The sequence below is a fragment of the Bacillus mycoides genome, assembly GCF_000832605.1.
GTDB classification, from domain to species: domain Bacteria; phylum Bacillota; class Bacilli; order Bacillales; family Bacillaceae_G; genus Bacillus_A; species Bacillus_A mycoides.
Genome location: NZ_CP009691.1, coordinates 81,032 through 103,183 on the forward strand (window position 1 = coordinate 81,032; position 22,152 = coordinate 103,183).

Below are 22,152 nucleotides of genomic sequence, written 5' to 3' on the forward strand. Positions count from 1 at the left end.
TTTCTACGATGATAATAAATATGATTTGTTCATGCTACCTATATATTCCTTATGTGAAAAGAAGGAATAGAGAAGTCCATTATGATGTTTAAAGGTAACTGGTATAAATTAGTAAAAATACTTATTAGTCGATTCTGGGAATAATGATTGTGAGGGAAAAAGATGAAATGGGGAATAGAAGCGATAAGACATACTGAATGTAGTGGTACTAATAGCGATAAGAATTTAAATTTGGGAGAGGAGTATCAAAGTACTTCATGGACATATTTATCCTTATCGTATCTTCAAGATTTTTTAGAATCATCGGGATTAAGTAGAGATACGATATTGGAACTACTCCCAATTAATTTTAAGGGAATTGTATGGGGTTTTTTGGAGAATGAGGATATTAAGTTTATACGCACGCTTCCGAGCCCAAATAGATGTTTGGAAATTCTAGAGGAATATAAACTGATGGAAGTAGCTGTTACCTATGAACCAAACATGGAATTTAAATTGCGGTGGTTAAAAGAACGCTGGGAAAAAGGATACTATGTATTTGCGAATTGTTAAGAACGTAACGTAATAAAAGTAAAGAGTGGAGAAAAAAGAGATTAAATTCATATAATAATAGGGGCCGTATTTTCCTTAGGTTTTCAAAAATACTTGGAAATAGAGGATACCCTTGCTTTTGTTAACTGCATCATCTATTGCAGAAGTGACAAGGAACGATATTTGTTTCGTTCAATTTCTTTTCAATAAAAGAGTATTAAAAAGGTTGAGAGGAAAGTCGGAATGAAGGAATTTTGGGGAATTAAAGTTATTGTTGTAAACGAACATTCTGCGGAAACAGTTAAGAATATAGCGAATTATTTATTCAAGATGGCTCAGAAATGAGTCATCTTTTTTATTTGTAAAAAATAGGCCCTAAATTCGTAACAATCTTGTGTGTGAAAATAAAAAAACATCTTTGATAAGATAGTTTTTTACTTATTTATTGAATTAAAATATTTTTACCGTGGATTCTCTCTGCAAGCATTTTGACAGAACAAGGTACTATGACCATTCCTTATGCACTGGGCGTAGCACTCTGGATCTATTGGGAAAATGGAAGAATAAATTGTTGGCTGTGAGTAGGAGTTTTACCCGTAAGCCCAAGGTGTACCATAAGATGATATAGGTGCAGATGTTGTTGGTATTGAGTGAGGGTTGTACCCGTGAAAATTAGCACTAGATGGATTCATACGACATATATCTTCACATTCAAACCTATGTCCACCTTTCATAATGCAATCCCATACACATTCTTCAAATGTTTGACGATACAAAGACAGTCACTCCTTATCTTAATCCTATTGTTCTCGATATTATATTTATCTGTATATTTTTAGATAATTGTCCATACGTATTTGGGTGATTGTTAAAGATACATAGCAAAGCTTATGATTTTGCAGGACTTGAAGATGGTAAAAAACGAAAGGACCAAAAAATAGTCCCTAGAAAACTGCATAACGTATTCAAAAAAATCTATTTAGATAGGAACCTATGCATTGGATAAAAGGTTAATAACTTGAGCAAAAAGAACTGGGTATTTACATACTTAACATACATATTAGTTTTGTTAATTAAGTCCTTTTTTGGGAATCTGTATATAGTTAATGTGCTAAAAAGCTTGAGAAATATCAAAATGTGTAATTTTTTTGATGATTTTGACAAAAGTGTTTAATATTTGTAATTTTTTGTTTTATAATGATAATTGGGTTGATCGTGAATGATTTAAATATTTCGATAAATACTCAGGTTAATTTATTTTAGGGAGGTTTCAAGATTGGGGAAAAGAGTTATTTTAAGAGTTTTTACATTATTATCAGTACTGGCATTATTCCTTAATGTGTTTTTACCAAGGGCTAGTGCAGAGGTTATGACGCATGAGAAATATTCAATGGATTGGAGTTATAGTAACAGTCTAGGTAAGCACATTCGAACTGAAATTATTAAAAATTCAAGCGGTCAAATTGCTTATTGCTTAACTCTTGGACTAAAATCACCAAATGGTGAAGATCTTCCTGAAATGGGGAAAACAGATAATGTAGTATATAGGGTCCTATTAAACGGTTTCCCACAAAAAAGTGTTCAGCAGTTGGGAGTAGCTAATCAGAATGAGGCACACTACGCGACTCAGCTTGCAGTTTGGAATGCATTAGGTCAACTTGATGTAAATGAACTGAAACATGCGAATAAAAATGTTGAAAAAGCGGCTAAGGCAATTATCAATGCTGCTAATAATAGTGGGGATACGCAAGATATTTATATGAATGTTATCCCAGCTGAAAAACAAAAAGCAGAATTAAAAGGTGAGTTCTTCGAAACAAATCTATATACAGTACAAACAAATGCTAAGAGTGGTTCTTATAAAGTAGTAGCGAAAAATGCACCTAATGGAATAAAAATTGTTAGTGAAAATGGTGAAGTGAAAGATCAGCTTTCAGTTGGAGAGAAATTCCGTATCCAAATCCCTAAAAATACAAAAACAGGTGAATTTAATCTAAGTGTTGCTGCAAACTTAACAAAAGTTCAAGCAATTGCTTACCGCGGTACGGATACTGTTCAGAATGCTACAGTACTATTAGAAAGAAATGAAGAAAAGCTTAGTAGTGACCTTGCAGTAAATTGGGAAGCTGCTGGTTCTTTAAAAATTAAAAAAGTTGGAGAAAGTGGAGAAGTATTAGCTGGTGCGGTATTCGAGGTTTTTAATGCGAATAATGAATCAGTTGGAAAAATCACGACTGGTGCTGATGGTACTGCAGAATTAAATAACCTACCAATTGGTACTTATACTGTAAAAGAAATAAAAGCGCCAACAGGCTATGTTTTAGGTGATAAACCACAAACCATTGAGGTTAAGACTGGAGAAACTGGGGCTGTTCAAATAGTAAACAACAAGGCAAAAGGGAACATGGAAATAAAAAAACTTAGTGATTCAGGTAAAGTGCTACCTAATGTTGAATTCACTGTTTTTACTGAAGATGGAAAAGAAGTGAAAAAGGCAGTAACAAAAGAAAATGGAATTGCAAATGTTGAAGGCCTTACATTTGGTAAGTATTATTTCTTAGAGACAAAAACACCAAATGGATATATTGGAAATAAAACAAAGTATCCTTTTGAAATTAAAGAGCACAATAAAACACTGACTTTTACAGTAGAAAACACCGAAGTAAAAGGTAGTGTAAAACTACTAAAAGTAGATAACGAAGATATTAGTAAAAAATTAGAAGGTGCAGTATTCGAGTTAAAAGATGCAAGTGGAAAAGTAATTGGCGAATATAAGACAGATAAAAATGGCGAAATTAACGTTAAAGATCTAGCGTATGGTAAGTATTCATTTGTAGAAAAGACTTCTCCAAACGGTTACGTTCTTGTTACAGAACCAATTGTGTTCGAAATAAAGGAACATGGAAAAATTATTGAGCTATTAGCAGTTAATCATCTTATCAAAGGTGATCTGGAAATTACAAAGGTAGATGTTACGGATGGAAACAATAAGCTTCCAAATGCAGAGTTTACGATTTATAACGAAGCAGGAAAAGAAGTAGTAAAAGGTAAAACAGATGATAAAGGTATCGCTAAATTTGAAAAGCTACCATTTGGAAAATACACATATAAAGAAACAGTTGCACCAAAAGGTTATATCTTAAATGAAGAGACGTTTTCTTTTGAAATCAAAGAGAATGGTCAAATTATTAAACATATCGTTAAAGATGAGAAGATTCCTTTGATTAAAACAACAGCAACTGATAAAAAAGATGGTACAAAAGAAATGCACATTTCTAAGTCTGTAACAATCCAAGATAAAGTGGAATACAAAGACCTACAAGTAGGTAAAGAGTACACTTTAAAAGGTAAATTAATGGATAAAAAGACTAATAAACCATTAGTTGTAAATGGTAAAGAAGTAACTGCTGAAACTAAGTTTACACCAAAAGAAGCAACTGGTTCTATTACATTAGATTTCACTTTTGATGCAACTGGTTTAGAAGAAAAAGAAGTAGTAGTATTCGAAGAGTTACTGAAAGACGGAAAAGTTGTTACTACACATGCTGATATCAATGATAAAAGTCAAACAGTTAAGTTCGTTAAGCCATTAGTAAAAACAACTGCTACAAACAAAGCTGATGGTGGAAAAGAGATTCATTCAAAGGATTCTATCACTATCCAGGATAAAGTGGAGTACACTAACTTAGTTGTTGGTAAAGAGTACACTGTAAAAGGAAAATTAATGAACAAAGCTATTAACGAACCATTATTAATTGATGGTAAAGAAGTAACAGCTGAGACTAAATTCACTGCAAAAGAAAAGAATGGTTTTGTAACATTAGACTTTTCTTTCGTTGGTGCTGAACAGCAAGGAAGAGAAGTAGTCGTGTTTGAAGACTTATTACATGAAGGTCAAGTAATTGCAACACATGCTGACATTAACGATGTAGGTCAAACAGTTCGATTTGTAGAACCTTCTATTAAAACGACAGCTACAAACAAAGCTGATGGTTCTAAAGAGTTAGACGCTTCTAAATCTGTAACAATCCAAGATAAAGTGGAATACAAAGACTTAATTGTGGGTAAAGAGTACGTTGTAAAAGGCAAACTAATGGATAAAGCAACAAAAAAACCATTATTAGTTGATGGTAAAGAAGTAACAGTAGAATCTAAGTTTACTGCAAAAGAGAAAAATGGTTCTATCACACTCGATTTCACATTTAATGCTTCTGCATTACAAGGTAAAGAAGTGGTAGTGTTTGAAGAATTGTATCAAGATAATGTCTTGGTAGCTATACACGTTGACATCGAAGATAAGGGTCAAACGGTGAAATTTAAAGAAGTAAAACCGGAGCAACCAAAACCAGAACAGCCGCATCAAGATAAAAATACTCCAACCTCAGAACAACCAAAAGAGCAAGTAAAAGAACAACCACAACCTAAGAAAGAAGTTCAATCTAAAATTGGATGGTTACCGCAAACAGGTGCTGATCTTACAAGTTGGATCTCTATGGCTGCAGGCGCATTACTGTTAATTGTTGGTGGAGTTATTTTCTTAAAACGTAAAAACGCATAAAAATTAAAAAATAAGCACATCTGTTTTTACAGGATGTGCTTATTTTTATGTTAGTAATTTAGTTCTATTTACAGTATTTTAATCTATTTGATTATTTTTGAGTTGTTGTAATAATTCCAGGGCAGCAAAACAGTCAGCTGCTGCTCGATGTTTAATCGTTAATTCCGTTGCATCACTTAATGAAATCCACCTCTTTGAATCTACATAATCGGCATACATTTTCATAACACATGTGGATTTAAAATTATTAAATTCTACATTGTTAGCAATACAGGTGTTTTCTATCATACCTAAATCAAATTCAGCGTTATAGATAAGTAAAGTTTTTCCTACGGTAACTTCACGTAACTCTTTGTATATCGCTGTCCACGATGGTGCACCGTGAACCATTTCATTTGTAATACCGTGAATGGAGGCTGCTTCAGCTGGAATATTTATAGTTGGCTTAACTAAAGAGTTTAATAGGATTTTTCCTGATAAATTAATTACGCTTATATCAATAATTTGATCTCTTAGAGTAAGTCCAGTTGTTTCGGTATCTAAAATAACAAACTGATCTATGTTTATAAACATTTTGTTGATAAATGTTTTGATTTTTAATTTTGTTTCTTTTAATTGATTCATAATTACTTGGTGTTCGTAACAGCTAGGGCAGAGACTTAGACGTAGTTTAGATTTACTTTTAACGACATGGCCACACTGTTTACAAGTCCGTTGCTCTATACCTAGTTTTCTACCATTTGATAGTGCTAGTTTTTGCTTATCAGATAATTGCCTTTTTTTTTCTGGTTTTGAGCGTTCATATAGTTCTATATATCTATTGTTTGATCTCTGATAAACCTTAGCCACAGGAGCCTCTAAGGGCTTTAAACCTTCTTTACTTAGTTTAGTTTTGCTTGCGAGTTCTAAGGGGACCTCACTCCAATTTTTATAACTTATCATTTATCTTCACCCCAATGGTTAAATTAGCTATGGAAATAAATATGTGGGAAATTTTTTGATTTATTATTAACCTTATCTAAATTCTAACCTAATTCTAATTTATGGTAAAATTAAATGGCGGATAGGAAGAAAAAGGGTAAATGGTAAGGGATTATTAGTATATCGGGGGAATAAAAATGTTAAACAATAATGTATTAGATGAACTATTTAATGAGGTAGCATATGAAGATGAGTCGTATTTTTATTATTTTTACACTATGAAAATGGCAGCAACATCAGAATATATTAAATTTGGTCCTGGTGCATTTTTAGAAAATCAACATCAAGTGATTTGCTTTACTAATAAGAGGATAATGATGCTTGAATTGAATCCGTTAACTGGTAAGTTTAATGGCAATAAGATAATAATTGATATTGAAGATGTAGAGGGTATTAAAGTAAAAAGAGGGCTAATAAAGTCTAAAGTTATTGTTACATTAAAAGATAACAAAGGAGATATCGTTATGAATCCAAATAGTTTTACAATTGGATTATCAAATCATAAAAAAAACTTAGTGAAACTGCAAGAGATGTATAGTTAAAAACCAGTCTCTATAAAATTAAAAAATCCATTTCGATTAAGATCTTGATAAAAGACTTATTAGAATGGATTTTTTGTTTCTTTTATAGGGGGGGTCCTGCCGCATGCCCATCAACTTAAGAAAACAAATCAGCCCCAAAACGAAAAAATGAGCTTTTTTATTACAAATTAGCACAAAATCTCGTTCTGGGGTAGTTGTATTTTCTTAGCTTGATAGCGATGTGACTCTATCCCTATTAGGCAAAACAAAAATGGATATTATGCTAAAATTAATGTGAGATTGTAAAAAATTGTACCTAAACCAAAGGTCAAGTTTGGTCAAGAGAATAAAGTGGAATAGGAAGTGGGATAATCTGTGAATAGTTCAAGAAACAGGCTTGAAAGTATTCGTGTACTTGTTAATGAAATACTTGATTTGGACAGCTTAGTTAACAGACAAGAAGCTTATGCTCAACTTAATGGAGTATCATCTTTCGCTTCGATGCTTGCAATGAAGCGAGGATTAGAGACAGAGATTGCGGCTATCACAGGTTTGCTTCACAACTATTATTTCTATAAAACTGGTATTAGTTATTTTCCCGGTATTAATAGTGCTGAAACCGTTAGACCTATCATAAGAGATTTAAATATTTTTTCTAAGGATGAACAACTTACCATTCTTCGGGCAATATTCTACCAGAATCAGCGTGGGAAAGTCCACGGTCCATACGATGAATTAATCAAAGATGCTATTATGCTCAATAATTTCTTTCAGAACTTGGATCACACCGTATCCCATATGGATGTTCAAAGATTTCATAATGTATTTGGCGAATTATCCATTCCAAAGGATCAATTTGAAGAAGTAGTTCCAACCAATCATAATGAAAAGATTACCAAAAACGGAAAAGATAAACGAAGCTTGTTGGCCGATATTTCAGAAGAACTAGCAAGTCAAAACATTATTGGAATTCCAGAAGATAAACTGTATACGGAAATTTGCCATTATTGGCCTGATCCCGATAAATATAAAGTACTCCAAGGGAATTGGTGTGCAGCATTCGTATACCATTGCTGTATGCAGGCAGGAATTTTGCTGCCGATACGTTATCCAAACGGTAATTATCGACTAGCTGGTGTAGGTGCTATATTTGAGTGGGCTCAACTACCCGAAACTGGATTTTTTTATTATGATGACCAGAACTTTAGACCACAACGCGGAGATATAGTTATTTATGAAAAACTTTTATCAAATAATTCTCACGACCATATTGGAATTGTCCTTGACTGCGAAGACCAAGAAATTCTTGTCGCAGAAGGGAACAAAGATAATGAGAACTATTCAAGCGTTTTTTGTAGGTGTAGGGAACGCAACATTCTAGGCTATATTCGAATCGACAATAAATACGAATTTCATTTCGATGGTGACTATAATCCTATCATTTAAATACTATGTACCAACAGTTTAATTAATATTTAAGTTTGATATTTCTCCCTTCTTGTTAAACTAATGAGCGTTAGAAGAATATTGCATTATTTTTTAAAAAAATATTCAAAAACAAAAATCAGGGTTTTTAACCTCTAAAAAATAGCTTAGCGTGGGCCTTATGTCAAAAAGATGGTAGTATTTATTGCTTAACGTTGTAAATCCGCATTTTCCTGAAGCTACCGCCTATCAAGCGAAGTTAAAATTATACCCTCAAAATGAAAAAACGCTATGCTTAGTGTAAGTAGTTTATGAGAAAGGATGGTGTTTTTAATGAATCCTATTATTTCAAATGAACTGAATCTTTTCGCACAAGAGCTACAATACTTTTTATCTCCAGTAGTCCTACAAGATATCGCCAAACAAGTTGGCTTTGTACAGCGATCTAGTAAGTATCAAGCAAACGAACTCATTGCCCTTTGCGTATGGCTCAGTCAAGAGATTGCTAGCACATCACTTACACAATTGTGCAGTCAGTTAGAAGCTTTCACTGGGGTACTTATGAGCTCAGAAGGACTGATGAGTACTGCTGTTGATGTTTCTAAACAGCTAGATAACTGAGTTAAAGAAGTCATAGCTACATTTTGGCTCACCCATACACATAAAGCGACTAAATCTTTTGCTTGGTACTTACTGGTTCTTTGTACAAAACCAACATCTCTAGCAAGATCCCGTAAGGTATTTGGAGATAAAAAACTTTGAATCTCTTGAGCAAATAGTTGTAATTCGTCAGACACAGAAACAGACATAAAAAACGCCATCCTTTCCTATGATTCTATAGAAAGAATAGCGTATTTTTTTATTTTAGAAAACCATGCAATTTTTAATTTGCTGACAACGTGGAGTAATACAAAACATAAATAGAAAAAATCCCTAACAATATCCAAAAGAATTGTTAGGGATTTTTTTAGTCTTTTAATAAAGACTAACAGGTGACTTGCAAAGCAAGTTACCTGGTGTTACACTCTAACTACATACTAACTTGCATAGCAATCTACTGAAAGGAGATGAATCGATGCATAGCCAAATGCTAAAAGGTGTATTAGAAGGCTGTATTTTATATATCATCTCACAAGAAGAAGTATACGGTTATGAACTAAGTACCAAATTGAATCAATATGGCTTTACGTTTGTAAGTGAGGGCAGTATTTATCCACTTTTATTGCGTATGCAAAAAGAAAAGTTAATCGAAGGAACTTTGAAAACCTCTAATCTAGGACCTAAACGTAAGTATTATCATTTAACAAAGAAGGGATTAGAACAATTAGGGGTATTTAAGGAAAGTTGGGATATGGTATCAACAACTGTAAATCGGTTACTAGGAGGGGAAAAACAAAATGAAACCAGATGAAATGGCTAAAATGAATAATGAAAAAAGAGAGCTACTAACAGAAGAAAATGAACTAGCTTATGGAAATATGTTAGTGTATATTCGCTGTTCAAATGTTCCTGAAAGGCAATCAGAAGAACTATTATTGGAGATTTTGGACCACCTTCTTGAATCTCAAAAAGAAGGAAAAAATGCTTATGATGTATTTGGGGAGGATCTTCCAGCGTATTGTGACGAATTAATTGCCGCCCTACCTCAACAAACAATGTTTGAAAAATTTTCAACAATTGGTTTTATTATTAGTTTACTACTTGCTATTCGATTTGGAATAGATACGATATCCGCTGTAATAACTTCGTTTTTTTCAAAAAAATATCTAACTGAAGTTGTGTCATTTGATATTCTGGAAACCACATTATCTGTCATAATTCTTATTGGAGGTCTTTATATTATTTTATATGTAATGAAAGGATTCTCGTTTAAATTCATAATGAATTGGAAGAGCCGAATTATATTTGTATTATCAATTTCTATTCCATTTGGAATATCAGTATTATTACATATGTATTTTAAAAAATACCCTTATCTTTCTTATAACTTAAGTTTATGGCAAGGTGCCTTGATAGCTCTATTTTTCTATATTTTATATAAATTTTTATTTAAATCATCAAGATTCTAATAACTTATTTAAAAAGCGTATATATCGCTATTAAGCTAACAAAATTAAATTTTCTTAAAATGAAAAAATACGCTATTCTTTTGGTAGGCTCATAGGAAAGGATGGCGTATTTTTTGCTTTATGGATAATAAAAAATTAGATTGATAGGGATTTGTTTTGACTCCCAGTACACCAATTAATCAAAAATAAAATAATTCTTCAAATTTTTTATCTAGTGCTATACAAAGTACTAATGCTAACTTTGCAGTTGGACAAAATTGTCCTGTTTCAATAGAACTAATTGTTTGCCTAGATACTCCTACCATTTCAGCTAATTCTCCCTGTGATATTTTTTTCTCAGCTCTTGCTACTTTCAAACGATTTTGCAGTACTAATTCATCTTTCAATTATCATCCCTCCAGAAAGAAAGCTATGGCACTTGCAATTGTACTCATTATTGCTAAAATGCTTGCAATAAGAAATTTTTGTGCTTTCAATTTTTTAAACTTATAAAAGCTTGTACTAGCTATATAACCAGAAAAAATTGAAATTAATTCGTAACTTTTAATACCATGCATCAATTTCCAAGAACTAAAAAATAGGACTAAAACAAGCACAGCCATTAAACCGTAACTAGATGAATCTAATTCTATAAGTTCTTTACGTTCATCTCTCCCCATTTTTTTGTATTTTCTTAATATCTCCTCTTTTTGCATCATTAGTAACCACCCCTTATTAATTATATTTTTATTGTACAGTTTTATTATCATTATGACAAGTTAACTTGTCATAATGATAATAAAACTTGTCTTCAAGGTGCATAGTAATACAATTTGTATAAATATAAAATTTTCATTCTGGGGGTAATTAAGAATCTTAGCTTGATAGCGATGTGGTGCTACCCCAAACCCATCAACTTAAGAAATATGACTATCCTCAAATGTAAAAAACGTTATTCTTTTTGTAAAAATATACAGAAAGGATGACGTTTTTTCTGGAGTGTGTGAAAAAGGATCGTTCCTTCTTCATGAAGTAGGATTTTTGCTTCATTTCGAAATGTTGATATTGTATTCAGTCCTTTCTATATATTATATATTGGTGTTATTAGGAAATAAGATGAGGGATGTATTTGACTAAAAAGAAGGATTATACTCGTTTTTATTTTCTCTTTTCTAGTAAAACATCTATTATACATTTTAATTAACGGAGTGATAAACATGGGTAAAAAATCGAATTTCACCCCATCCATCTATTTAAGCAACTTTATTTATTTTTAAACGACTTTATTGTAAATTAAACAGCTTTATTATCACTGCACACCCAGAACGAAATTTTTATCTCTCTACAGTTATTTATGTGAATTCAGCTCATTTTTTTCGTTTAGGGGGATAATTAATTTTTTTACTTGATGGCGATGGGGTATAGCCGAGATACGTGTAAAAATAGGTCGTAGACTTACTTTTATTTCCAATAAGTTTTGGAATCGGATTTTTTCTTTTTTGGCTTTGTTAAATTATATTGTTAGTAATTGAGATATAAAAATGACTTATCAATAGATAAGTCATTTTTTAATTGCCAGTTCGGCTATTTATTATTCCCAAGGACCTTTTGTCTTGAGTACCATCTACACAATATTTTCCTTTCGGGCCCTTTTTATTGCTTCTTCGCGGTTGTTGACGCTGAGCTTCGAGTAGAGAGTCGAGCAATAATTGCGGATCGTTCCCTCCGATAAAAATAATTTGGCGGCGATCGACTTATAACGCAGTCCACCTGACAGATGCTCCAGAATCTCCATTTCACGTTTCGTAAGCCCGTAAGGGAAGTTTTCCTGACTTGAACCGATCTTCTCCAATTGCTCGCGTTGACTTTTCATCTCTTCGAAAATTCGCGTAGCGACCGATTGATCGATCCAGATTCCTCCGTTATAAATTAGTTTCAAGGCTTCCTTCATCTCTCGCGGATGAATCGACTTCAGCATGTAGCCCTCCGCCCCGTGCTCCAATGCAGTTGCTGCCTGCAAGGAATCCTCAAACGTTGTCATGAACACAACCTTCATATCAGGCCATCGTTGTTTCATCTCAAGTAAAGTTTCAATCCCGCTCATTCCCTGCATACTAATATCCATTAGCACGATATCCGGTTGGGACCGCTCACAATGTTCTAATGCTTCGCCACCGTCCCTGGCTGTACCAAACGTTAAAATCAGTATGCTGATCCAAAATTTGCTTCAAACTGTCGGTAATGATCACCTGGTCGTTAACGAGCAGCAGGCGGATTGTATCATGTGCAGGCTCTGTCCGCAACGGAATATTACATATGACGAAAGTTCCTTGTTCTGGCTCGGAATGCACGGACACCGTGCCGTGAAATAGCTTAAGTCGTTCCTTCATCCCATTAAGTTCAAATCCAAATTGGATTTCTTCCATTCCGATGCCGTTATCTTCGATCTGTAACCTGAGCTGCTGACTCTCGAAATACAACTGAACGGATATCAAGCTCGCCGAACCGTGCCGAACCGCGTTGTTCAGAGACTCTTGAAGGCAACGATATAGACAAAAGTTTATTTTTTGCATAACGAGAGTCTCGCTCCGATCACACGGAATTTGACCATTATACCTGTTGACTTCATAAAATCTTCGGTAAATTGCCGTAGAGATTCACTTAACGAATGGTTCAATGGAGTATGAGAGAGCTGATGCAGATGTTTTCGGATATCAACCAGACCGTGTTGGGCGATTCCGACAAGCGAATCGATCCTCTCTATCTGTGAATTCGGTACGGACGATCGCAGCGATTCGACGCCGACGATGAGTGAGGTAAGCGTATGGCCAATCGTGTCATGCAGCTCATGTGACAGCCGGCTGCCCTCTTCCATCAGCGTAAGTTCCTCAATCCGCTCAATATGCTGCTCCAGCAATAGCTTTTGCTCATGAATAATTAGGGCTTGCTTATGGGACTGAATTAATATATTAAACGTGAAGCCGATGGCGAATCCAAAACCGTTGCTAACGATAAATTCATACGGGAGACGACCAGCGATCCAACCGTTCAATGCCGGCAATATGATTCCACAGAGGATACCTGTCCATACATAGGTTCTTCGATTGCTGGCCAAGCCGATATTCATCACAAGTAAAACGAAAGACCAAAGTAACTCCGGTGCTGTATAGGCTAAATAAAGATGAAAACCCCCCGCTGCCATGACGTCGACTGCAAGATACCAATCTGCATTTCTACACCAGGCGATTAATGGAACGAGATAAACGACGAAAGCAAAAGAAAATAAGACCCAAAAAGACGCATCGATTAATGACGGTTTGATAAAACTAGCGCTTATGATAATGACCATCCAAAGCGTTCGTATGGCCACAAATATCCAATCATACCAGAACCATTTTTTTATTATAGAGAACACGGATTATGCACACCTACTTGTATTTTTTAAAATAAATTCTGAATAAATCAAACCTATCATGCACCATAAACTTCTGATCCGTCAAGCGAAAAAGAGGGTAAACAGTTAGAATTTACTGTAACAAGCACGTCACATGAGATATTTGACAGTTTGTCATATGGTATATGTGACAAGTCCAATCCCGAGTGTCAACAAAAGTTTGGCGGTTTCATCACTATCCGATTTAACAATTTTGGGGATAAGGTGAGGATGTAAAGCAACACAACATTCCAAAATAATAGGAGCGATACGTTATGAAATTACTCAAGATTCAAAAAGGAGCTGTACTTGCATTAACAGCTATATCGGCGAGTACACTGGTATTTTCTGCTTATGGGTCTGTAAACCCGGTACAGACTGAAGGCGCGGTACAAGTGGAGACAGAGAAGGAAAAGAAAAGCAAGCATCGGGATGAAGTCAAACGCGTCATTGATGAGGTGGTAACCATCAAAGGAGTCCCAAGTGTCATAGCTGGCGGGTTACAGAACGGGAAACGCTGGTCTTACGCTACAGGTACAGCCAGTTATGAAGTACCACACACGGTGGAGTCCAATTTTTCATTCCGGATTGGAAGTATTTCAAAGACTTTCACAGCGTCCGTTGTATTACAGTTGGCTGACGAGAAAAAATTGAATCTGGATGATTCGGTTGAAAAATGGCTGCCAGGTGTCATAAAAGGTGAAGGGTATGATGGCAACAAAATTACGATCCGTCAGTTATTGAATCATACAAGTGGGCTTGCTAGCTATACAGATTTGGATTTCCGAGATATTACTTTGCCTCAAAATCCATACCGTTACTATTCCGTCGATGAGCTTATCGACCTTGGACTTTCAAAGCCACCTGTATTTGCACCAGGGAAGGGCTGGAATTATTCCAATATGAATACTGTACTAGCCGGTCAAATTATTCAAAAGGTAACAGGAGAAACGTATGCGGAGCAGATCAGGAAACGGTTTATCATACCGCTTGGAATGAAAGGGACATTTGTGATGGGAAATAGTCACGAAATTCCGGGTAAGCATGCCACAGGATATAATATGGACAGATCGGGTCATTTGTATGATTTAACAGAAATGAATCAATCATGGGCAAATGCGGCGGGAGATATAGTCTCAACAGTTAATGATTTGACTACCTTCTTCAGTGCGTTGTTGGGCGGGAAGCTTCTGACTCAAGAGATGATGGACCAGATGCACACAACAGTAGATGGACCTTTTGGTAAAGTCGGACTAGGGATTTATGAATTTAAAACAGCGGATGGGCAATCTTACTGGGGGCATGCCGGAGGTACTTTCGGATATGAATCGAGAGCCGTCGGATCTCTAGACGGGAAGCATATTCTGGTAACGTGCATCAACTCGGTAGGTCCACAAGTAGCGCCAGCTCACGATAAAATAATCAATAAGGAATTTAGCCATTACGCAAGTCTAAACAGACAGTGAATTATATTTGTTTGACCTGCTTGGAAAACGAAAACATACCGATCTATACATGGTTACGAGTGCCGGATCATATCTATCACTCCTCATGGGATTTATACACAAAAGGACCGTTAGGATGTTTTCCTAGCGGTTTTTCTTATGAGAAGGATAACGCCTTTTTTTCTTTATGAATAGTAAAAAAAAGATTTAAACATCATAAATCTTTTTTTACAGCATATGTGATTGCATTTGTTTTTAATAAAACAGACTTTTTATTTTGAATAATTTTATATTCGAGCGTTTTTACTATGATACTCAATACTTCCCAACATTATATTAATTTATTGTAATATAATAACATTATAAAATTGATCTTTGAAATACATATCATAAATCTATTAGTTAGTAAAAAAGACTAAATCTTTCTACCTCATTTTCATTATATAAAAGACAGTAAATATCTGCTTTTAAAAATGGTCTAAGCATAAAGAACTACCATAATAGGACAAAAGGTGATAATTTCGGAAAATTGGTAAACAGCCTGTAGAAAGTAAATGGGAAGTTGAAGGACAACAAGAGAGACTTTAACACAAGGAGCGGAGCAAACAGAGATGAGTAAGCAGACATTAAAAGAATTCATGATCTTATTAGGGCTTATAGTTGTTGTTTTAGGTGTCATCATCTACAACGGAATAAGAGAAGGAGAGCGCGATCCATATAAACCATTGCACCAGGAGCAAACAGAGCAGAATCAAACAGAGAAGGACAATCCTTATTTGAACGATAAGAAGCGCCAACAGATTAACGAATTGTACAATTCTAGGGATGAGATTGAAAGTAGAATGAAATAGTATAATTCGGTTATAAGGCTCTCACATCAATTGTGAGAGCTTTTTCTATTATAGGTATAAACATGCATTAGTAGAGTTATAGAAATGCTTATACTCATCAGGTATTTGCAATTTGGAGTATCGCCACATCACTATTTGGCTAAAATTTTATAGAATTTAAAACAGAAAAATTGTAGATTTTCAACTGTAGATGTTAATTTTCTTGTTTTGGGGTATTTGTTTTTATTAGCTTGATGGCGATGTGGTGCTACCCCATCGCCATCAAGCTAAAGATTTATTGCAACCCCCTGAACGAAATTTTTAGGCTGTCTTGTAATAAAAAAATGTTGGCTGTCTGTGTGTAACTCCTCAATGATTTATAAAACCATCTTACGAAACCGCCTCCTATTATAGAATGTGCCCTATATATTGGAAAATTCAATTTGGAATGTACCTAACTTAACCATTTAGTATATAATAGCATTAGGAAAATAAAGGGAAATTAAAAGGTTTGTTTTTAATTATAGCCCTGGATATTTCTCAGTGTGTATTAGTATATTGAGTTTATAAAGGACTAATTAAATTGTAGATAGGGAGAAGATTAAATTGAAAGTATTTAATAAACAAGTAATTCGTTTTATTATAGTGGGATGCACGAATACCCTGAATTATTACATATTCTATCTTTTATTAAGCCAATTAATAGGGTTAAATTATTTATCAGCACATATTATTGCTACTGTAATAGGCATAATAGGTTCTTTTTTTCTCAATACGTACTTTACTTACAAAACAAAACCGACTTTAAAGAAATTTTTACAATTCCCATTAACATATGCTGTTAATATTGCAGTTACAACTATCGGCATTTATATTTTAGTTGACTTAGTAGGTTTAAATGAAATAATTTCGCCTTTCCTAGCATCACTGACTGCGATACCTTTTACATATTTATTATCGAAAAAAATATTAGTTACGAAAATCGAAAGAATAGTATAGGGAGAAATTTACATAGGAAGCAACATTTTTATACCTAATGAAACTTGTAATGGATGAAATGGCTGCAGAATTGGAGTGAAATAATAGTGAAGACTGGTCTCTTAGAAACCAGCTTTTAAAATACTAACTAACAATGTGTTCTTAAGGGTCAATCAAAATAAACAATACAAATACCCTCTAAAATGAAAAAATGCGCTATTCTTTCTGTAGAATCATAGGAAAGGATGGCGTTTTTGTATGTCTATTTCTGTATCTGATGAATTACAACTATTTGCTCAAGAGATTCAAAGCTTTTTATCTCCAAATATCTTACGAGATTTTGCTAGAGATGTTGGTTTTGTACAACGAACCAGTAAGTATCAAGCAAAGGATTTAGTCGCTTTATGTGTATGGGTGAGCCAAAATATCGCTACGACTTCTTTAACTCAGTTATCTAGCTGTTTGGAAGCATCAACGATTTAATAAAGCGGCCGTCCAATTTTTACAACACATATTAGCTGAACTACTAAACCAAAAGTTGGTCTCGTCTATGCTGATTTCTTCTCCATATACTTCTGTTTTCAAGCGTATTCGTATTTTAGATTCAACTGCATTTCAACTTCCAGATCCCTTTGCATTCATTTATCCGGGTGCAGGAGGATGCAGCCATACAGCTGGGATAACAAAGCCACTTGAGTATGATTTGTTAAGTGGAGAGTTCCTACATATTCATACAGGTTCAGGTAAAAAACATGATCGCACTTACGGCTCTCTGTGTGTCCCAACTGTAACAGCAAATGATTTATGTTGTTTTCATTTAAAAGACCTTCAATACATACAATATAAAGAGGCAAACCAGTATGGAAAATAAAATTAACCCAGAATTATTGGAATCATGAAATGAGGCTTTTAAAAGGAATGCTTATTTCTTCAATCACTATCAATTTTGTTTTTGAAATATCCCTAATTAATCAAAGGTATTAAAAATCATATAACAGGAGGATTTATATGAAAAAAAATACAATTTTGATATTATTGATATTTATTTTTTCTATTTCCCTTACAAACCATCCCCTTGCAGCCGAAACTTTAAATAAACTTGAGTTTATAAAAGAACAACAGACTAAAAATGAAAATCTTATTCATATTGATATAAGAGGAAATAATGTGGAAGAATATCAAGAGGCACAACATATGGTTGATAGAATAAAAAAAATAAAAAGCGGCATACTTGATAAATTAGTGGCAGACGGAACATATGTAAAACTTGTTAATTATCCTATCACTGAGTCTGACGAGTACAGGGACCTAAAGGGATTAATTCCACGAGGATGGGAAGGGCAAACCAATGCCGAAGGAAAGCAATTGACCTGGGATGATGTACCAGGTGTGGGATCTGATATTGGTGGAAAACCTGTAATGGCTAGAATAGGTTTTAGTGAAAGAGGAAAGGGGCATGGTTCCATTAATTTAGAACTTCATGAAATAGCGCATGCAATTGATCGAGTGGTTTTTTTAAATATAAGTCATACTGATTGGTTTGATGTTCCTTTCAGTCAAGAAAGACAGAAATTTTTCCCGGATAAATATTACGAAAATAAGGAAGAATATTTTGCGGAATGTTTTACATATTATTATTTTAGCGAATCATCCAAGCAAGAGCTAAAAGATAAGGCTCCATTGACTTATAGTTACATAGATTTATTAATTAAAAATGTTCAAGGGGATTCCAATTCAACAGAACCTATTAATGAACTATTAGACGGAAATCAATTTTCTTGGTCCTTAAAAGGATATAGTGATCGAGAATTCGCAAAAGTAGATTATAACAAGAAGGCAGAAGAGATGAAGATAAAATTAGAAGCTGGCATACCACATTCCTACTTTAATAGTACGTATGCAAGTATTAAAGTTCAGAACTCATCGGGTATTGTTGTGTACAATAAAGAAATCGTGGGTAATAGACAACAAAATTCTGAAATCCAAACCGTTCCCGTAAAAGTGGGAGATTACATTAAGTTTACCCATATAGAAGGGGAAGCAGTAAAGGAAAAGACACGCGCTACACTAACTAACCTTGAGAATAGTAAACAGGAATATATAGGTAAGAAAAGAACCTATCAAGTTACTTCTACGGGATTAAGCAAAATAGATTAATATGAAGAACCTTCGAATTATTAGTAAGATGCTAAATAGTCGTTAATTATGAAGGTTCTGGTGCAAAAATAAAATAAAAGAGAATACAGCGCATATATTCCTAACGGAATCGTATCTTATGCTGCAAGTCCAAACAATTGATGGATGAATTCTTTCTGATTTTGGATAGACTGGTCCCGTAAAGCAATCTGTTCTTTTTTAATCATATGCATGGCTTCTACTCCAGAAAGAATGGATGTAGCTGTGGCGAAAGATTTAAGACCTAGCATAGAACGGATTCGCTTCTTTATAAAACGATGATCTTGTTCTACTATGTTATTCAAGTACTTTTGTTGTCTAAGTCGCATACCGTTAGGTATGCTTTTTTCTTTTTTCAACTGTTCAATTGCTATAGGATAAGCTGGATTCTTATCGACTGTTATCACACGTGGCTTTGAAACATGAAAAGACCGCAAAGCTTTCTTGAAAAAGCGCTTTGCAGCCTTATGATCTCTTGTTTTGCTTAGGCAAAAATCGATTGTGTTTCCGTTCGAATCAACAGCACGATACAGGTACATCCATTGACCTTTTACTTTGATATATGTTTCATCGACTCTCCAAGAGCCATTTATTTGTTTGAGGTAACGTCGGATCCGCTTGTCCAATTCAGGACCATACTGATGAACCCAACGCATAATTGTTGTATGAGAAATGGATAAACCCCGTTCCTCCATCATTTCCACCAAATCGCGAAAACTTAGGTTGTACCGTAGGTACCAACGTACAGTTAATAAGATGATGTCTGGTTGATAATGTTTCCACTTAAATAAATTCTCCTTTTCCATACTGATCACACACCTTTTATAGAGTAGTACTATCAGTATTTCCAAGTTTGATAGACCATTTTCATATACTTCAAAGTTTTTGCACCAGAACCGGAAAAGGTTTATATTAGGGAAAAGAATAAGAGTTCAGCAATGCAAAATTGCTAAACTCTTATTCTTTATTTTTTCCTATTCGTCCTAAACTATCTTTAATAGTTGTTTCTCCAAGTTGAGTGTATAACAAAGCCGTATCTTGACTGGTATGCCCAAGTTGCTGCATCACTTGTAACGAGTCTTTTTCTTCCATATATAATTTATTTGCTAATGTATGTCTTAATTTATGAGGAGACATTCTTTTTCCGTATGCCTTAGTATATTTTTCTACTATATCTTGAATAGCCCTAACCGAAAGAGGCTGTGCAGTATGTTTATACTTCGATAAAAATACATTTTTTAATTCTTTCCCTGGAGCATATTTTTTATCTCTAATTTCCATATACTTTTCAAGATCATTCAATGCAATTGGGGTAATCCATACAGAATCTTCTTTGTTTCCTTTTCGTATTACATCAATTAGCCTTTCTTTTAAGTTTATATCTTCCATACGAAGATCGGCCAATTCACTTACACGAATACCACTACCAAGAAAGAGGGAAAGAATAGCTACATCACGATCTTTATCTCTTAGGAAATAGAACAACTGATGTTTTGTTAAAGATTTTTCATGTTCGTACTTAATGTAATTCAAAAACTCTTGATCGTCATCATTATGAAATATTTTAGATCTCATACGTTTTGCACGGGCATTTAATGTTTCCTTATCTTTATGTATTTCAATTTTAGCCATTACATTTCTATAAAAATAACATTCTCCATCATCATTCTCTGATAGGGAGGTAAGGTACTTAAATAAAGATTTTAAGGCTGAAATTTTTCTGTTAACAGAGGAATTCTGCATATTTTGTTGTAGTTTTAAAAACCTCATAAAGTTCTCAACATCTTTTTTCTTTAAATTCTCCAAATCAGAGAAGGATATGTCTTTAATGGGCTTAAATTCAATAATTTGTTCAGATAATAGCCAATTAAAGAAAACTCTAAAATCATATACATAATTCAGTAGGGTGGAGGGAGAGGCATCATGCAATTCTTTGTACTCCACAAATTCTTCTATGTAAAAGGGCATTTCATTTAAATTCTCGTATAATTTCTTACGATGTACTGATTTTTGACGTTGCTTGCTGTAATCCATAAAAATCACCTCATATATACTATAACAGAAAAAATACACGAACACAAGTTCGCGTTAAATTCAATTTTTACACGAACTTATTTACATAATTTAATTATGAAATACTAAAATTCACTCGAAATTGAATGGGAAAGTGTAGTTATTCTAATAAAAGTTATAGATAACCAAGTGATAAATTCATATTTGGCGATAAAAATTATATATGTATATAAAATTAAACGATTTTCAAATATATATTCTAACAAAATGAATACATGAACACAGTTTAAAATTCGTTATAAAATGTGAATTGGTTAATTTAATCAAGGTTAATTAGGAGTTAGATAGATATCAACACAAGAAAAGCACTTATAAATTAAAATGTAATTCACTATAAAAATTGTTTATGAGTAATTCAGCATTTGATTATTCTTATATAAAATATGAATTATATGGCGTATACCAATATACTACGATTCATGCATTTGAGCTTGAAATCCCTAGATACTGTATTTGATTTTTATATAATCGCATTATTGTTCGTAAAATTGGTATTTCGTGCGAAGTTATAAGGTGTTTATTTTTCCCCCTTTTTATAATTCTTTTATGTTCATCCAACAAAATGCATCATGCATCTTTCATCCGTATGAATATCTTTTAGTTGCAGATACATTCACCTATACATTTTAATATTGATTACATGGTTGCTTATAGGGTATAGCTAGCATATAAATACATGTTAAAAAAATTTCAATGCAATACGGGTAACTTTAACCACTTAAGACTAAATAGGTTGTGCTTTACCCAAAACTTAATTGTTTTTATTTTGAAAGAGAATGTTTCCTATAGTCCTGTAAAAAGTATTCTTTATTGTACTTTGTTTATGTGAACATACAGTGATTTTTAATTCTAATACAGATTTTAAAATATAACTTCGCAATTTTCCCTTTCGTCTCAATAAGATAAGAATTCTTTTCATTTTGAGACGGATTTTACTCCTTTTTTCAAATATCTATAATATATCTTATGTAAACTAAATATAAGTAAGTAAGTAAATAATTTTTCTTTTTGAATGTGCTTCCTTGTTTTCTATTGTGGTAATCCACACAGATTGTTTCTAGATTATCTATATCTAATACGAGTGTTGAATGATGTTCGAGTTCTTTTATATGATGGATAACGAGTTGCATCTTCCTATGCTTCTGTTGTTTTGC

At 33.7% G+C, this 22,152-nt stretch carries 15 protein-coding genes and 6 pseudogenes; 12 read left to right on the forward strand and 9 right to left on the reverse strand.

What is annotated here, in order from left to right; all coding sequences use genetic code 11:
* The first annotated feature begins 162 nt into the window (after nucleotides 1-162).
* Entirely contained in the window at nucleotides 163-552 is a 390-nt protein-coding gene (locus tag BG05_RS00530) for a hypothetical protein (RefSeq protein WP_002187147.1), read from the forward strand.
* A gap of 569 nt (nucleotides 553-1,121) precedes the next feature.
* Here BG05_RS00530 and BG05_RS00535 read toward each other — a convergent pair.
* A complete protein-coding gene (locus BG05_RS00535) occupies nucleotides 1,122-1,307 on the reverse strand; it encodes a hypothetical protein (RefSeq protein WP_002187150.1) in 186 nt (61 codons plus the stop codon).
* A 500-nt stretch (nucleotides 1,308-1,807) separates the two neighbouring features.
* Between BG05_RS00535 and BG05_RS00540 the strand changes: the two genes are divergently transcribed.
* Nucleotides 1,808-5,089 (forward strand): VaFE repeat-containing surface-anchored protein, encoded by a 3,282-nt coding sequence (locus tag BG05_RS00540; RefSeq protein ID WP_041867957.1) that lies wholly within the window; start codon nucleotides 1,808-1,810, stop codon nucleotides 5,087-5,089.
* A 78-nt stretch (nucleotides 5,090-5,167) separates the two neighbouring features.
* Here the strand turns inward: BG05_RS00540 and BG05_RS28745 are convergent, their stop codons facing one another.
* The gene (locus BG05_RS28745) at nucleotides 5,168-6,031 is read right to left on the reverse strand and encodes a 3'-5' exonuclease (RefSeq protein WP_052484277.1); all 864 of its coding nucleotides are present in this window, start codon (nucleotides 6,029-6,031) and stop codon (nucleotides 5,168-5,170) included.
* 176 nt (nucleotides 6,032-6,207) lie between these two features.
* Between BG05_RS28745 and BG05_RS00550 the strand changes: the two genes are divergently transcribed.
* From BG05_RS00550 to BG05_RS00560, 3 genes and pseudogenes are all read left to right on the forward strand, one after another.
* Nucleotides 6,208-6,612, forward strand: a complete 405-nt coding sequence (locus tag BG05_RS00550) for a PH domain-containing protein (RefSeq protein ID WP_000933875.1) — start codon at nucleotides 6,208-6,210, stop codon at nucleotides 6,610-6,612.
* A gap of 354 nt (nucleotides 6,613-6,966) precedes the next feature.
* Nucleotides 6,967-8,037, forward strand: a complete 1,071-nt coding sequence (locus BG05_RS00555) for a CHAP domain-containing protein (RefSeq protein WP_003192801.1) — start codon at nucleotides 6,967-6,969, stop codon at nucleotides 8,035-8,037.
* A 312-nt stretch (nucleotides 8,038-8,349) separates the two neighbouring features.
* Nucleotides 8,350-8,595, forward strand: a pseudogene (locus tag BG05_RS00560) (IS4 family transposase); the annotation flags it as partial.
* Here BG05_RS00560 and BG05_RS28880 read toward each other — a convergent pair.
* A pseudogene (locus tag BG05_RS28880) lies at nucleotides 8,580-8,825 on the reverse strand (IS4 family transposase); the annotation flags it as partial. The pseudogenes BG05_RS00560 and BG05_RS28880 overlap by 16 nt on opposite strands.
* 266 nt (nucleotides 8,826-9,091) lie before the next feature.
* Between BG05_RS28880 and BG05_RS00565 the strand changes: the two are divergent.
* Both BG05_RS00565 and BG05_RS00570 read left to right on the forward strand, forming a co-directional pair.
* Nucleotides 9,092-9,427 (forward strand): PadR family transcriptional regulator, encoded by a 336-nt coding sequence (locus BG05_RS00565; RefSeq protein ID WP_003192805.1) that lies wholly within the window; start codon nucleotides 9,092-9,094, stop codon nucleotides 9,425-9,427.
* Entirely contained in the window at nucleotides 9,414-10,085 is a 672-nt protein-coding gene (locus BG05_RS00570; protein ID WP_016127754.1) for a hypothetical protein, read from the forward strand. Before BG05_RS00565 ends, BG05_RS00570 begins: the two co-directional genes overlap by 14 nt.
* A 179-nt stretch (nucleotides 10,086-10,264) precedes the next feature.
* Here BG05_RS00570 and BG05_RS00575 read toward each other — a convergent pair whose 3' ends face one another.
* The 3 genes and pseudogenes from BG05_RS00575 to BG05_RS00585 form a co-directional block, all read right to left on the reverse strand.
* A complete protein-coding gene (locus BG05_RS00575; protein WP_000651002.1) occupies nucleotides 10,265-10,471 on the reverse strand; it encodes a helix-turn-helix transcriptional regulator in 207 nt (68 codons plus the stop codon).
* A gap of 3 nt (nucleotides 10,472-10,474) precedes the next feature.
* Nucleotides 10,475-10,780: a DUF6442 family protein gene (locus BG05_RS00580; protein WP_016127755.1), complete on the reverse strand. Its 306-nt coding sequence runs from the start codon at nucleotides 10,778-10,780 to the stop codon at nucleotides 10,475-10,477.
* A gap of 908 nt (nucleotides 10,781-11,688) precedes the next feature.
* A pseudogene (locus BG05_RS00585) lies at nucleotides 11,689-13,479 on the reverse strand (response regulator).
* 422 nt (nucleotides 13,480-13,901) lie between these two features.
* Between BG05_RS00585 and BG05_RS00590 the strand changes: the two are divergent.
* From BG05_RS00590 to BG05_RS31920, 5 genes and pseudogenes are all read left to right on the forward strand, one after another.
* Nucleotides 13,902-14,963 (forward strand): annotated as a pseudogene (locus tag BG05_RS00590) (serine hydrolase domain-containing protein); the annotation flags it as partial.
* Nucleotides 14,964-15,553: 590 nt separating this feature from the next.
* Nucleotides 15,554-15,793 (forward strand): hypothetical protein, encoded by a 240-nt coding sequence (locus BG05_RS00595; protein WP_003193546.1) that lies wholly within the window; start codon nucleotides 15,554-15,556, stop codon nucleotides 15,791-15,793.
* Between the two features lie 585 nt (nucleotides 15,794-16,378).
* A complete protein-coding gene (locus tag BG05_RS00600; RefSeq protein ID WP_016127759.1) occupies nucleotides 16,379-16,771 on the forward strand; it encodes a GtrA family protein in 393 nt (130 codons plus the stop codon).
* Between the two features lie 237 nt (nucleotides 16,772-17,008).
* A pseudogene (locus tag BG05_RS28885) lies at nucleotides 17,009-17,603 on the forward strand (transposase); the annotation flags it as partial.
* Between the two features lie 155 nt (nucleotides 17,604-17,758).
* Nucleotides 17,759-18,907: an anthrax toxin lethal factor-related metalloendopeptidase gene (locus BG05_RS31920; RefSeq protein WP_080775568.1), complete on the forward strand. Its 1,149-nt coding sequence runs from the start codon at nucleotides 17,759-17,761 to the stop codon at nucleotides 18,905-18,907.
* Nucleotides 18,908-19,023: 116 nt separating this feature from the next.
* On the opposite strand, the gene BG05_RS00620 is transcribed toward BG05_RS31920, so the two are convergent.
* The 3 genes and pseudogenes from BG05_RS00620 to BG05_RS00630 form a co-directional block, all read right to left on the reverse strand.
* Nucleotides 19,024-19,731, reverse strand: a complete 708-nt coding sequence (locus tag BG05_RS00620; protein WP_002187151.1) for an IS6 family transposase — start codon at nucleotides 19,729-19,731, stop codon at nucleotides 19,024-19,026.
* Between the two features lie 151 nt (nucleotides 19,732-19,882).
* Nucleotides 19,883-20,959, reverse strand: a complete 1,077-nt coding sequence (gene xerS / locus BG05_RS00625; protein ID WP_003193291.1) for a tyrosine recombinase XerS — start codon at nucleotides 20,957-20,959, stop codon at nucleotides 19,883-19,885.
* 983 nt (nucleotides 20,960-21,942) lie between these two features.
* Nucleotides 21,943-22,134 (reverse strand): annotated as a pseudogene (locus BG05_RS00630) (HNH endonuclease); the annotation flags it as partial.
* Between the last annotated feature and the right edge of the window lie 18 nt (nucleotides 22,135-22,152).